Below are 14,419 nucleotides of genomic sequence, written 5' to 3'. Positions count from 1 at the left end.
TTTAATTGAATAAAGATGGCTTTACACCATGTTCAAAGTCTGTAGTGGAGTTGTTGGTATCTTTAAGGATATTTTTACCATCCATTGTTTTTCCTGCCACTTTTCTGCGGACAGCTTTTCCGAAACGGTTTTTATCTCCGTCAAAAGTAGTCACGGAAGTCCATCCCATATCCAAAGAAGGTGACGTTACCAGCCATTGGAATGAATCCTGTACACTTAAATTAATGGCATCTGTAATCCATTCATTGGGGATTTTAACAGCGGTTCCGTCCATAGGATATATATCACCGCCAATCGTAAGGTTATATGTGTAAGTATAAGAGTTTTGAGTAATCAAAGCTTCATTAGTCATTCCCTGAGGCATACGTGCCAATGCATACGCGTAATATCCTTGGGTATGAATCACCATTTTATCAAAAACATTCACCATTTTCGGAACAGAAGGATTATCGATATCATCTGAGTCTTCCTTGAAAATCTGGAAATTGGCATTGGATAGATTAATAGAAGAAGGATTAAAATCTTTATGATTAATAGCATCTTCTGCAATAATAATAGATTCTCCGGCTTTTACGGGATACATGGTTCCATCTCCCGGAATTCTGATGATAGCACCTGCAGATAGAGTAGTTCCCATGATATTCGGGCTGTAATCCTGCTTTTCATTGGTCATAAAACTGGATTGGATTAGTAGCATACCGTCTGCGTACAAGGTCTTATCTGTATTATTGGTGATTTTAAAATACTGATCACCGAAATACATGGCTCCCTGTGGTGTTTTTGTTCCGGTAAAGAAGACTTCTTCTAAGATTAGATCACTGCTGTTACCAGATTTCAAAGAGAGATCCAGCGTTTTGCTGGTTTCATTACCATTGATAACGATTCCGTTTTGTACACCGGCAACTTTAGATTCTACCGATCCGGAGTTGTCACCATATACAATGCTTCCTTCTGCAGTAATGTTATACGTTCCAGAAGGAAGAACAACCTGCAAAATATTGTTATTTTTAAGTTCCTGAGTAATCGTAAATCCGGAGTTTAACTCTTTGAAGCTGATCGTAATATTTTTATATTCTTTAACCTGAATATGGTCAGGAACTACTTTAAGTTCCAGCTTTAATGAGGTTTTTGCTTCCGAAGCTTCATTGGAATCTGAAGAACAGGCTGTAATGGCAAAAGCTGCACACAATACGAACAGTGTTCTTAATACATGTTTTAACATAATTTATTGAATTAAAATTGTTTATAAGTTGAAATTGATTTCCATTCCGAAATAAGAATCATAAGCTCCTTTTCTGTTGATGGTAAATCCGTTGATATTGTAAGGCGTATAATAACTGAATAATCGGTTGGCAAACATGGAAACGATCACTGATTTATTTCTGAAGCTTTTGGTTACTTTCAGATTGAGATTCATTTCCATAGGTCTTCTGGTGGCATTGTATACATCCTCATTCTGAGCAATGATCAGGCTTTCCAGAAGAGTTCCTTTTACTGAATCCGGATTATAGGGGAGAACAGTGCCATTCTGATCCACATAATGACTTGGAATTCCGCTCATAGGAAGAATTTGTCTCGTAGAATACCAGGAAAACTGGAATGATGAAGAAAAAACAAGATCCAGACGGGGAATATAAGTATCCAGCATCAGATTGGTATTCAAAACTTCATTCACCGAATTGGGTTCCATCCCTTCATATAATCCAAGATAAGGGTAAGGTCTTCCGTTGATCAGTAAATCTCGTCCTCTGTATACGGGCAGACTGTTTCCATATTTTGTCCGGAACCAGGCTCCGTTTAATGTAAACCTTGTGTTGATCACGGGAATTCTGTTGGAAGAATATTGAAATTCAATCCCTTCTTTATCTACTTTGCTGCCATTTCGCTGAGTCGTATAGAGAAAGTTTTCATTCACTGTATGATAGGGAAGTGTATTCACGTCCGGCGGGGAAGTGATGGCATCATGATTCAGCCCTGAAGTATCATATTTTTTATACTGATACAGAGCATATTCATTCATAGAACGGAATGCATTACGCATATTTTCTTTGAAAACCGTCACAGACAGCTGATGTGCGCCGAGGCTGAAATCTACTCTTGCTTCAAATTTTTCATTCATAGCCGGTTCTAAGTTTGGATTTTGCGGATTATAAATCAATGTTTTATAATTGATTCTTCTGTAGTTTGGATTGTTGTGAAAATAATTTAACTGTTGGATATCTTTATAAATAAGCTCCGGATATAAGAGATTGAGGTCGGGAAACAGACTTTGCTTACCATATCCTAAGGTTAAAGCTATGGCTGTCTTTTTGTGCATCAACTCAAAAGAGGGAAGTTCCCATTGAAAATTGGCTCTGGGATCTGCATACCACTTTCCGTTCATCTTGAAAGAAGAAGGTAAATTCATCATGGTGTTTCCTCTTAATCCTAGGGCAAGTGTAAGCTTGTGTTTACCCGCATTCAATGAGTTGATAGACTCCAGAAACAATGCAGAAGTCATGTAAGCAGTAATATCACGATACGCACGCGGTCTGAAGGTAGCTTTAGGATCAATAGGTCTGTAGATATCAAATAATTGTCCTTTCCCCCAGTTTTTGCTCATTTGCCAATCGAATCCTGCATTGAACTCATGCGTCATCGATTGGGAATTAAGCTGAAAATTATTAATCATTTTAACAAACAGATCAAGAGGTTTTCCGTCTACTGTATAATTTGAAATGTAGCGTGGTTCAGGATAGTAACCATCATATTCTCCTACAGTTGTGGATAGGGGAAAGGCCGTTGCATTTTCAAGCTGGATAAACTTGGTTTGTTTTATTTTGTCAAATCTTTGGTTAATCGTTGCCTGAATTTCAGTGGAGCGGTAGAATGACGGTTCATTTTTAGTATAATTGAATATATTGGAAAGGCTTAGGAAATGGTTATTCACTTCATAAGAATTGAGTTCGGACAAATCGATATCCGGATCAGATTTTGAACCGTCCAATGAGCCTGTGTAGCTGAGATTGCTTTGCCATTTTGCCGTTCCATGATCATATTTTTTTTCTTTAATGATACCAAGATGGGCGGTGATTCTTTTATAGCTTTCCAATCGGTCTCTTGGATCGGTCTTTGCATTCAGATAATCCAGTCCTGTATTGATTTTCAGATCTTTTTCTTTATTTTCAAAACCTTTGCTCACTGCAAAGAGTTTGCTGTAACCATCTGCTTTGAATCTTGCTTTCCATCTTGTATATCCGGATTTGTTGGTGATTTTTACAATTCCTGAAGTCAGATTTCCATAGACTACGGAAGGAATTCCACGGAGCACTTCCACACTTTCAATCTGATCTGTAGAAATGGTTCGCATATCAACACCACTGTTTACAGTAAGCCTTCGCTTCAGTCCGTTATTGGTTTTGTCTAAAAAATCATAGGAATACTGAAGATTAGCAGTAGAATTTAAAGGAGCACCATCCACCAGAAAGGTAGTTCCCATGGAAGAAGTATTGTAATCAGTACCAGGCCTTCCGGTTTCACGGAGACTGATTTTGTTGGCCTGATTAAGAACCGGATCATTGGATCTTCCCCCTGGGAGAAGTTCCAGAAGATCGGAAAAACTTGACGGCTGCAAATGCTGCATAGCCCGCTGATTAATAATGGAGGAAGAGGTAAGGCCTTTTCCTTCTTTGGCGGTAATCACCACTTCTTCGATCGTGTTGAGTTTCTCCTGAATGGGTAAAATAAATGTTTCTGTCTTCGATATAGATATTTTACCGGAATATTCAAGGATTTCATTTTTCCAGACTTCTGTTTTATATTTTCCGGGAATCAATGGAATTACTGCTATTCCTTTTTCATTCGTAGAAACTGAATAGGAATTTTCTTCATTGTAGATCCTGATTTCAGAGCCATTGATTAAGTTTGAATCAAGACTCTTTATTTCAAAAGTGATGGTGAATTGGAAGTTTTGTGCCTTTACGGCTGTCATCGTAATGATAAAAATAAGAAAACTGAAAAATCGAAGCCTCAAAGGAAAGCGGGAGTCATGATGTACCATCTGGCATTATTCTTTCGGCAAAAGTAGCGTCCTCAATGTAAGTTTACTAATTTTATTTAGAATAATTCAAAATAAATGACAAGAATCATTTATGTTATTTTGATATAATTTTTGATGAAAATTTAAAATGGATGCTGTAAACTGATAAACAATAATGGATTACGTAATTTTAAATGTTTTTAGATGAAATTTATCTCCAATTATTTTTAGTGGAGTTATTCATCCATAAAAAAGCACTTCATTGCTGAAGTGCCAAAAATTAACTTGAAATAAAGATATAGAGGAGTGATTGATTTATAGTTTTACTTTCTTATTAATAGTTTTTCCATTAGAAAGAGTTATCTGCACCAGATATATTCCCGATTCCAGGTTTCTGGATTCAAATACTGGTTTGTTTACTTCCTGCTGAACAATCAGAGCACCGGAAATGCTGTAAATACTAATGCTTTTAATTTCATTGCCGGATTTAGCTACAATTTGCTGTCTTTGAACATAGATATCAGTACTGTTTTCTGATGATATTGTTCCACCCACCGCTTTACTGAACTGAAGATTGTAGTAAGGAGTAACCACTTCAAACGTATAGTTTTTGTTTTCCAGCTCCTGAACATTGATTCCTCCGGTTTCACGATATTGTTTTTGGGAAATACTTCTGATCAGGGTTTTGTTTTCATCAAAAATATTCACTGCAGTAAGTTCTTCCTGATCTATTTTTAATTGCAAAACCGATGCAGTCACAGATTGTACAATTTCGTTTTCGGTAACTTCCTGAGGTGTGCTTTTGATGTATGGAATGATTTTATTTTCATTGTTTTCTGATACTTTCAATAAATAAACTCCGTCTTTTAAAGTTGATAAATTTTGGTTACCGGCCGTTCTGCTCTGGGCTTTTTCTTTATTGAAATCTGTAATTTCAACAAGTTGCATGTTGCCTAAATCCGGTTTGATCTGTGAAGAAAGAAGGGAAGATTTTTCAGATATTTTCTCAGCTGATTGTTTACCGAAAATTGATCCTGCAATAGCCCATTCATTTAGAAGCCCACCGCTTCGCAGCGTATTGAATTTAGCATTGGAAGCTAATGTAAAGGGAAGAATTCCTCCCACATGGCCCAGTGGTCCCCAATAAAAAGAATCCAGCTTATACTTATTCAGATCCCACCATGGATAATAGCCACGCTGAACATCAATGGTTTTAGAAGTATTTTCAGGCGGGATCGCTAAATCTATGGTTGAATGGCCTAATGTCATAGGTGTTTTATTATACCAGTCATAGACATCCTTAGGTTTCATACACAGCCTGAGCTTATTGTTTGGATTGTTGGTGACATCATTGACGAAGTTGGTGGTAAACAGCTTTCTCCATATAACAGGGCCCCACAAAAGTCCGCCGTTATCCTGAACGACATGATAGTTGTATTTATCGAGATATTCTGCAGAAATAACTTCTGAGATGTCATTATTATAGGTTTTATATCCCGTATTGTTGCAGGTATGAAGGACATTGGCCAGGAATGAGGTGAAAGGGTAGATATCTTTTTCCAGAACTCCTTTATTTAAAGTTACTCCTGAGAAATCATACGGCCCGTCACCCATGTAGGCATATTTAAATTTTATATTATTGGGATTTGAAATGCTTAATCTTTTTAAGGTAGACATCGCAGCATGAGCGCCCTGAGAATATCCGGCTAAGAAATATTCGTCATAACGTTTAATATTCAGCTGTGCCAATACTTTATTCGCGGCGGTTATAAAATCTATGGTGGCACCTGCTTCTGTGGCGTAATCTACATAAGGGTGAGTTCCGTCCCCAGTTCCCATCCCAACGTAATCGGGTGCCATCAAAATATATCCGTTGAGTACATAGGAAAGCTCAACAACAAATCCAGCGGTTAAAGCTCCTTTGAAATTAGAAGGAACATTATGCCTGCTGTCTGTTGTTCCGTGATCGGATACTACTGTTGAGAGTTTGAAGGGTACGTTAGGGTACATCAATAGTCCTGTAGCTTTTACAAGGACATTGTTTTCATTTTTGGTGTAATAAGTGATTTTGTAACCTTTCAGCCCAAGATTGAAGCTGTTCAAGTAGTTGGCAAATTCCGGAGTATTCTGATCACCCAGATTACCGGCGATAAAATTAATGACTCCCTGAGGAGTTAAATCCAGTTTCTGTTCGGCACTTACAACATCACCAGCCTGCTGTGCAAAGTAAAGTGAAGCGGTAAGAGTTAATAAAAAAGTTGTAATTTTTCTCATATTGTTTGTTTTTATGTGGTATTAAAGTAATAATTTTAATAAAATCACAAAAACTTTATGATATCAATAATTATTCATTGAATATAAATTCTCTGCAAAGTGAGTAAAATAAAAGAGTCTGACCATTGGCCAGACTCTCTATTTATATTTTTATCTTTTTTAGAAAGCGTTGATTCCCGTAATATCCAATCCGGTGATTAGCAAGTGAACATCATGCGTTCCTTCATAAGTAATTACAGACTCAAGATTTGCAGCGTGTCTCATCATTGGGAATTCACCCATGATTCCCATACCTCCAAGGATCTGTCTGGATTCTCTGGCGATTTCAATGGCCATATGTACGTTATTACGTTTAGCCATAGAGATCTGAGCAGGCGTTGCCTTGTGGGCATTTTTAAGATTTCCTAGCTGAAGACATAATAACTGAGCTTTTGTAATCTCTGTCAGGAATTCAGCCAGTTTTTTCTGTTGAAGCTGGTAAGAACCAATTGGTTTTCCAAACTGTTTTCTTTCTTTAGAATACTGAACAGCAGTACAGTAACAGTCAATAGCAGCACCAATGACTCCCCATGAAATTCCATATCTAGCAGAGTTCAGACAAGATAAAGGTCCTTTTAATCCTGTTACTCCGGGAAGAAGGTTTTCTTTCGGAACTTTTACATCATTAAATACAAGTTCTCCGGTTTTGGAAGCTCTCAAACTCCATTTATTGTGAGTTTCAGGAGTGGTGAAACCCTCCATTCCTCTTTCAACGATTAATCCCTGTACTTTTCCTTCCTCATTTTTTGCCCACACTACAGCGATGTCGCATAAAGGAGAGTTGGTGATCCACATTTTAGCCCCATTTAAAAGATAATGATCTCCCATATCTTTAAAATAAGTTTCCATAGAACCCGGATCGGAACCATGATTAGGTTCAGTCAATCCAAAAGATCCGATCATTTCTCCGGCAGCAAGTTTCGGAAGATATTTCTTTTTTTGCTCCTCAGAACCGAATTCGTTGATAGGGAACATCACCAATGAACTTTGTACCGAAGCTGCAGAACGTACTGCAGAATCTCCTCTTTCCAACTCCTGCATAATCAGACCATAAGAAATCTGGTCTAATCCTGAACCGCCATACTCAACCGGGATATAAGGTCCTAACGCTCCGATTTTCCCCAATTCTCTCATAAGATTAGGAATATCTGTATGATTTTGAGCGGCCTGATCTATCTGCGGCATTACAAAACTTTCCACCCAGTCTCTTACAGATTGGCGGATGAGTTTATGTTCTTCAGTAAGTAAAGCATCAATTCCATAATAATCAGGGATGCTTGTAAGAGGATAATATGACATGATTTTTTGATTTGGTTAAAAGTAACATTTTTCGTGATGTCTTGAAAATTTTTTTAAAAACTTGTTTTGCTATTGATTTTCAGAGGGCTACTGCTACTTTGTTTATGATTTTAGTTAAATTTATATTTTTATGACTCCTCATCATTAGAGATAGGATACTGATTGGTAGAATTATGAACTTTAGTTTTAAATTTATACAGATAAGGGGCTTTATTGGCCGAGCCGTCATATAGTTTTTCCATTCTGTCCAGAATATTTAAACTTAAAATCTTTCGCTGAAAATTATTTCTTCTGAATTTCTGTCCTAAAATAGTTTCATAAAGAGCCTGAAGATCTTTCATGGTAAATTTTTCCGGAAGCAGGTTACTGGCTGCAACCTCTGTATTGATATTCATTCTCAGGTATTCAAGGCCTGTCTCTATAATTCTGTCATGGTCGAATGCCATTTTAGGCAGATTGTTGACCTCAAACCATTCACAGCTTTCATTAAAAGCGTCAGGAAAAGTGTCAGTCAGTGAAAAATCGATAAGGCTGCAGTATCCTACTGTAACGAACCGCTGGAAAATCCAGTGATCTTCAGGAACGGTTATTCCTTTATTTTTAAGGAGAATCTGATGTACATTGTTTTCTGTACGGTCTATTCTTCCAAAAGTGTGAAACTGTTTCAAAAATAATCCTTTAAGATGGGTCCTTTCAAACAAAACCCTTTCAGCAGCTTCCCGAAGGTCTTCGTCATTGAAAACAAAACCACCAGGAAGTGACCACAGATCCAGGTCATGATATTTTAAAAGCAAAACTTTCAGAATGTTATTATGAAAGCCGAATATGGTGCAGTCAACGGAAATATGCGCTACGAAATCTTTCGTGTCAATGAGTTCCTGTAGCGTTTCTTTACTTTTTGTGTCTTTAATTTTCATGGGAGTAAAAATAAAACTATTTTCTATTTGTGACAGTAAAATATATAAAACTAATCACAAAAAGCAGAATTACAGAAGATAAGATGTATAATGGATAATAATTCAACAATTGCTTTTCAAACAGAACAGCCATAATAATAGAGCTTACAGAGCTGCCCAGAGAAGAAAAAATAACAATAAGAGAGGTGAAAAGATTGATCTTATCTTTATCTACCTGCGCAATCATTCTTGAGTTGATCACTGGGTAGAGGGGCGAAAGGAACAAGCCAATAACCGGAAATAAAAAAAGTAAGAATCTCGAATCTTCGGAATCAAAATACTGTATCCCCAGTATAATGATCAGTAAAGTAATAATAAATGCCATACAAGTAATATAATACCTGGGTAATGAAAACCTTTTGATAATATTGGCAGTAACCGTTCGTCCGGCATAAGAAAAAATGGATAGAAAAGAGGTAGCCTGAAGCGCAAAAAAAGAATTGACTTTCAGGTGGTTTTTATAAAAAGAAGGAAGCCATGAATTGAATCCTTGTTCTACAAAGACGATAAAAAAGACCACTCCTAAAAACAAAGCTACTGCAGGTGAGGTAAATCCTGATAGTTCTGAGAGAATACTTTTGCTTTCCATAGGCTTTGACTCTACTATTTCTATCTTTGAAAGCAGAAAAATGGTAAATACTGATAATAAAGCAATCAGCAAGAAACCAAACTTCCAGAATTCTGAATACTGACTGGAAATCACCCATCCAAAACCTGTATTCACTACGAAAATTCCGATCATAAAAGAGGCCTCTACATTATTCATCGTCTTTGCGAGGGATTTTTCATCTGAAATATTATTCCTTATAATCCCAAAAACACAGATTTTACCAATAGCGAAACAGGCTCCTATAATAGCAAACCACAGTTTATAAAACCAGAAGACCTTTACAAAAGGAAGAAGACAGGAACAGAATCCGACAATAGCCAGGGCCAGAATCAATGCTTTTTTAGGACCGGTTTTGTTGATAAAGCTCACGGCAAAAAGTGAAATAAAAGCAATGGGCAGATCTTTAAAAGATTCTAAAAGCCCCAGTTCTCCATAGGTGATTTTCTCTTCTGACAACTGCAGAATCACAAGGCCCATGCAGTTTAAAACCATTGAAAAAATGAGAAAGGTAAGTTTTAACGGGAGAGAAATTTTGGAGGACTTGACGATCATTTTGGGAGATAACTTTATTAATTTTTTATGATATTTTATGAAATATTGATGCGAAGATAGGGCTTCTAACCCTGAAAAATAAAAGAAAAATTAAAATATTTATGAATAGAATGTTAATTAATTAAAAAAAAATATATTTTTATTGTCTCAATTTGAGAATTAAACAATAACTGTATATGAATGTAAGAATATCAAGAAGCGTAGGAGTGGTTGCCGTCCTCTATTTTACGGCCAACTTCAGTGCCCAGACCACCAAGGCGAAGGACACACTTGCGAAAGAAAACAAAATAGACGAAGTGGTAGTTATCGGTTATGGTACTCAGAAAAAGAGTAACGTAACGGGAGCTATCGCGAGTATTAAAGCCAGCGATATAGAAAATATTCCGTCTGGTAAGCCGGAACAGGTTTTACAAGGCAGGGCAGCTGGTGTTTCTGTTGTTACCAATTCAGGACAGCCCGGTGCTGCTGCTACTGTACGTGTAAGAGGAATTACCAGTTTTGGAGCGGGAAGTAACAGTCCGTTATGGGTAGTAGACGGTATTGTAGTAGACAATATCGGATGGCTTAACCAGTCGGATATTGAAAGTATTGAAGTGCTAAAAGATGGTGCTTCCTCTGCGATCTACGGGGTCTCTGCTGCAAAAGGGGTAATACTGGTAACAACCAAAAAAGGGAAAAAAGGAAAACTGACTTTGTCTTATAATGGTTTTTACGGTTTTTCAAATGCCTCAAAAAAGCTGGATCTTCTGGATGCTACACAATATGCTAAAATTATTAATGAAGGCTTTGTTAATGATGGACAAGCACTCAGATTTACTAATCCTGAATCATTTGGAAAAGGAACCAACTGGCAGGATGCTATTTTCGGAACAGGTGAAAAATCGTCTCACGAAGTAAGCATTACGGGTGGTAATGAAAAATCAACCTACTATACATCATTCGGATATTTTGATCAGTCTGGTATTGTATTGAGTGATATTTCTTACTACAAAAGAATCAACGCAAGATTCAACTCAACCCATAAAGTTACGGATTACCTGACCATAGGGCAAACCTTTGCCTATACCCATGTGAAATCTCAGGGAATAAGTGCAAACGAAGAATTCGGAGGACCTTTGGCTTCAGCCGTTAACCTGGACCCTATCACCCCGGTTGTCGTGACAGATTGGTCAATGGTAGATTCGAATGGTTATAGTAATCCTTATATCATCCGTGATTCTGAGGGACGTCCTTACGGAATTTCCCCATATGTAAATAACGAGATGACCAATCCGCAGGCTTTCCGTCACATACAACAAGGCAATTATAACTGGTCTGATGATTTTGTGGGGAATGTTTTTGCAGAGCTTAAGTTTCTTGATCACTTCACCTTCAAAACAAGTTTAAATGGTAAGAAATCCTATTGGGGAAGCCGCTCTTTTACACCGAAATATTATTTAAGTCCAAATTTTAATAATACTGGTTTTAACAGTTTGAATAAGGTGGACGAAAATAAGTTCGAATGGAGCATGGAAAATACATTGACCTATCAGAATAAGTTTGGTGATCACAACATCAATATTATGGTTGGGCAGGGTGTTTACCGATACAACATTGCGGGCGGTGCCAGTTTGACTTACAGTAACCTTCCTATTGATAACTGGCAGGATGCTTCCTTCAACTTTGATATTCCCAGAGAAAATATCACAGCAAAAGGATGGGACGGAATCGAGACCCGTAAAGCATCTTATTTTGGTAGAATCATTTATGATTACGCAGATAAATACTTATTTACAGGAACGATCCGTAGAGATGGTTCTTCAAAATTTGCTACCAATCAACACTGGGGAACTTTCCCATCTATGTCATTAGGGTGGAATGTTCATAAAGAAAACTTCTGGCCGGAGAATAAAGTGGTAAATAACTTAAAATTAAGAGGAGGTTACGGAGTGTTAGGGAATGACGAAATGGATAACTTCAGATTTGCAAGTTTCATGGTTTCCGGTAGTAATTATACCAACTCCAGTAATAATATTATCATTGGGTATGCGAAAAGTACTCTGGAAAATCCTAATTTGAAGTGGGAGCAGACCAGCCAGCTGAATATTGCTGCAGATTTGAAATTATTCACCAATTTTACTCTTACCGCAGACTGGTACAAAAAGAAAACAACAGATATTCTTAGACAAATCAATATCCCTGGTTATGTAGGAGTTCCTGTTTCACCTTGGGCAAATGTAGGAGATATGGAAAACTCAGGGGTTGAACTTGAACTTGGCTACAAGAAAAATTGGGAGGATTTCAGCATTTCGGTTAATGGTAACTTCGCAACTATAAAAAATAAAGTTCTTAGACTAGAGGATGATATTGAATACTTCAACCTGGCTTCTTTCCAAACCATGGGAGCGGTATCCAGAGTAGCAGTAGGGCAGCCCTACGGATCATTTTACGGGCAAACATATAGTGGGGTTTTCCAGAATCAGGCACAAATTGACAATTATGTAAATGCCAATGGTGTAAAATTATTACCCGATGCAAAACCTGGGGACTTTATCTGGCAGGATAATAATGGAGATGGTAAAATTGATGACAATGATAAAGTAAACCTAGGAAGCTCTATCCCAAAATATACTTTTGGACTTACCGTGAATATGAGCTATAAGAATTTTGACCTGATGATGTTTGCACAAGGGCAGGCTGGTAACAAGATTTTCCAGGGGTTAAGAAGACTGGATATTCCTGATGCGAATTACCAGACAAGAATCCTGGACAGATGGACAGGTGAAGGATCTACCAATGATAATCCAAGACTTACCCGCAATGATTCTAACCACAACTATTCATGGATGTCAAATTATTACCTTCAGAAAGGAGATTATGTGCGTCTGAAAATTGTTCAGCTAGGATATACTATTCCTCAGGATGTTACAAAACGTTTTGGAATGAGCAAGGTAAGACTGTACATCACAGGAGAGAACCTGGTTACTTTTACAAAATATACAGGATATGACCCTGAAATTGCGGGAAGAAATAATTCTGAGCAGGATATTATCGGTGTAGACAGAGCATATTATCCACAAGCCAGAACATTCCTTATAGGAGCTAATATTCAATTTTAATGACCAACAAAATGAAAAATAAAAAATTAATATATAAAGGACTTGCCGTAGCGTTGCTGACAGGTCTGAGTTTTACCAATATCGGTTGTAGTGATTCCTATCTGGATGATGTAAAGAATTCAGGATCTTTTAATACAGATTTGTATTTTCAGAATGAGCAGCAGTCTTTCAGTGCATTGATTTCCGTATATGATCCTTTAAGAAAGTATTCGGCTGGATTTGAAAATACCGTTACTTTCTTTAATGCGGGGTCTGATGATTTTTATTCCGGTGGGGGAAATTCCAATGACGGAGCGGGTATCCAGGGAATGAATAACTATATGATCAATCCCAATACAATGCCAGCCAGCTACTGGAGGGATTACTATCAGGGAGTCGCACGTGCTAATCTTTTAATAGAAAGAGTTCCGGGGGCAAATATGAATGAGGATCTTAAAAAAAGATATATCGCAGAAGCTAAAGTTCTTCGTTCTTTATATTATTTTGAATTACTAAGAATGTTTGGAAATATTCCTTTGATTCTTAATACCATAAAGTTTGATGATAATTATTGGAACGTTCCACAGGCCAAGCCAAGTGATGTTTATGCACAGATAGAAAGCGATATTGTTGCTGCTATTCCAGACCTTATGATGACGCCGAGTATCAGTGATAAGGGGAGAATCACGCAGGGAACGGCCAGAGCTATTTTAGGTAAAATTTATCTTTATGATAAAAAAATGCCTCAGGCCGCCGCTCAATTTGCTGAAGTAAATGGTATACCAGGAGGAACCAGTCAGTATGGCTACAAACTTGTGGCAAATTATGCAGATTTATTTAAAGTTGCCTTGGAAACTGATCAGGATCCAAATAAATACAAATTCTTATCAGAATCTATCCTTGAAGTAATGCATACCAATAAAGGAAGTTCTGACTGGGGATTCTGGGGGCAGGGAAAAGACGAAGGAAACTCTATCAATGTGATGGTAGGACCTCGTTCTTATTCATTAAAAAATATTCCAAATAATAATGCTCCGGATATCTATTCAGGCTGGGCATTTAATACCGTAACAGAGAACTTTGTCACTTTTATGCAGGGAGATCCAAGACTGGACGTTACCGTTTTCAATGCAAAAAAATTGGTGACAGAAGGTAAGGTTACTTATGCTCCTGCTTTTGCAGATACCGGATATTTCCTTAACAAGTATTTACCTACAAACGCTTTAAAAACATCGCTTCCGGGGCCTCCTGAACTGAATTTCAGACAAAATTATATCGCCATCAGATTGGCGGATACTTATCTGATGGAAGCTGAAGCTTTAGGAGCTTCAGGAGCAAGAGCCCAGGCTTTATTAGATGCAGTAAGAGCAAGAGTTGGCCTATCATCAGTTCCTGTTTCTTTACAGGCTATTAAAGATGAAAGAAGAAGAGAGCTTGCAGGAGAAGGGCACAGATGGTTTGACCTTGTCAGATGGGGAGATGCCCCATCAGTACTTGCATTTAAAGGATTTAAGGCTAATAAAAATGAAATTCTTCCCATTCCGTTCAATGAATTGCCGAATACAGTTTTAAAACAAAATCCTGGTTACTAAAA

At 37.4% G+C, this 14,419-nt stretch carries 8 protein-coding genes; 2 read left to right on the top strand and 6 right to left on the bottom strand.

Features of this window, described 5'->3' with window-relative positions:
• Position 1: 1 nt before the first annotated feature.
• From DDF69_RS17535 to DDF69_RS17510, 6 genes are all read right to left on the bottom strand, one after another.
• On the bottom strand, positions 2-1,222 hold the full coding sequence (locus tag DDF69_RS17535) for a DUF4876 domain-containing protein (protein ID WP_114821915.1): 1,221 nt from the start codon (positions 1,220-1,222) through the stop codon (positions 2-4).
• Positions 1,223-1,243: 21 nt separating this feature from the next.
• Complete coding sequence (locus tag DDF69_RS17530) at positions 1,244-4,039, bottom strand: TonB-dependent receptor plug domain-containing protein (protein WP_114821914.1); 2,796 nt, start codon at positions 4,037-4,039, stop codon at positions 1,244-1,246.
• A gap of 294 nt (positions 4,040-4,333) precedes the next feature.
• On the bottom strand, positions 4,334-6,292 hold the full coding sequence (locus DDF69_RS17525) for a T9SS type A sorting domain-containing protein (protein ID WP_114821913.1): 1,959 nt from the start codon (positions 6,290-6,292) through the stop codon (positions 4,334-4,336).
• A gap of 159 nt (positions 6,293-6,451) precedes the next feature.
• Positions 6,452-7,630 (bottom strand): acyl-CoA dehydrogenase family protein, encoded by a 1,179-nt coding sequence (locus DDF69_RS17520; protein ID WP_114821912.1) that lies wholly within the window; start codon positions 7,628-7,630, stop codon positions 6,452-6,454.
• A 128-nt stretch (positions 7,631-7,758) separates the two neighbouring features.
• Positions 7,759-8,547 carry an NUDIX hydrolase gene (locus tag DDF69_RS17515; RefSeq protein ID WP_114821911.1) on the bottom strand — a complete coding sequence of 263 codons (789 nt, stop codon included), beginning with the start codon at positions 8,545-8,547 and terminating at the stop codon, positions 7,759-7,761.
• A gap of 16 nt (positions 8,548-8,563) precedes the next feature.
• On the bottom strand, positions 8,564-9,748 hold the full coding sequence (locus DDF69_RS17510; RefSeq protein ID WP_114821910.1) for an MFS transporter: 1,185 nt from the start codon (positions 9,746-9,748) through the stop codon (positions 8,564-8,566).
• A 176-nt stretch (positions 9,749-9,924) separates the two neighbouring features.
• Between DDF69_RS17510 and DDF69_RS17505 the strand changes: the two genes are divergently transcribed.
• Together DDF69_RS17505 and DDF69_RS17500 are read left to right on the top strand one after the other, a co-directional pair.
• Entirely contained in the window at positions 9,925-12,846 is a 2,922-nt protein-coding gene (locus DDF69_RS17505; protein WP_114821909.1) for a SusC/RagA family TonB-linked outer membrane protein, read from the top strand.
• 11 nt (positions 12,847-12,857) lie between these two features.
• On the top strand, positions 12,858-14,417 hold the full coding sequence (locus tag DDF69_RS17500; protein WP_114821942.1) for a RagB/SusD family nutrient uptake outer membrane protein: 1,560 nt from the start codon (positions 12,858-12,860) through the stop codon (positions 14,415-14,417).
• Positions 14,418-14,419 lie beyond the last annotated feature (2 nt).

Source organism: Chryseobacterium sp. KLBC 52 (genome assembly GCF_003347605.1).
GTDB lineage: Bacteria > Bacteroidota > Bacteroidia > Flavobacteriales > Weeksellaceae > Chryseobacterium.
The sequence above is the reverse complement of the archived record's forward strand: the minus strand, read 5'-3'. Positions and strand labels throughout refer to the sequence as shown.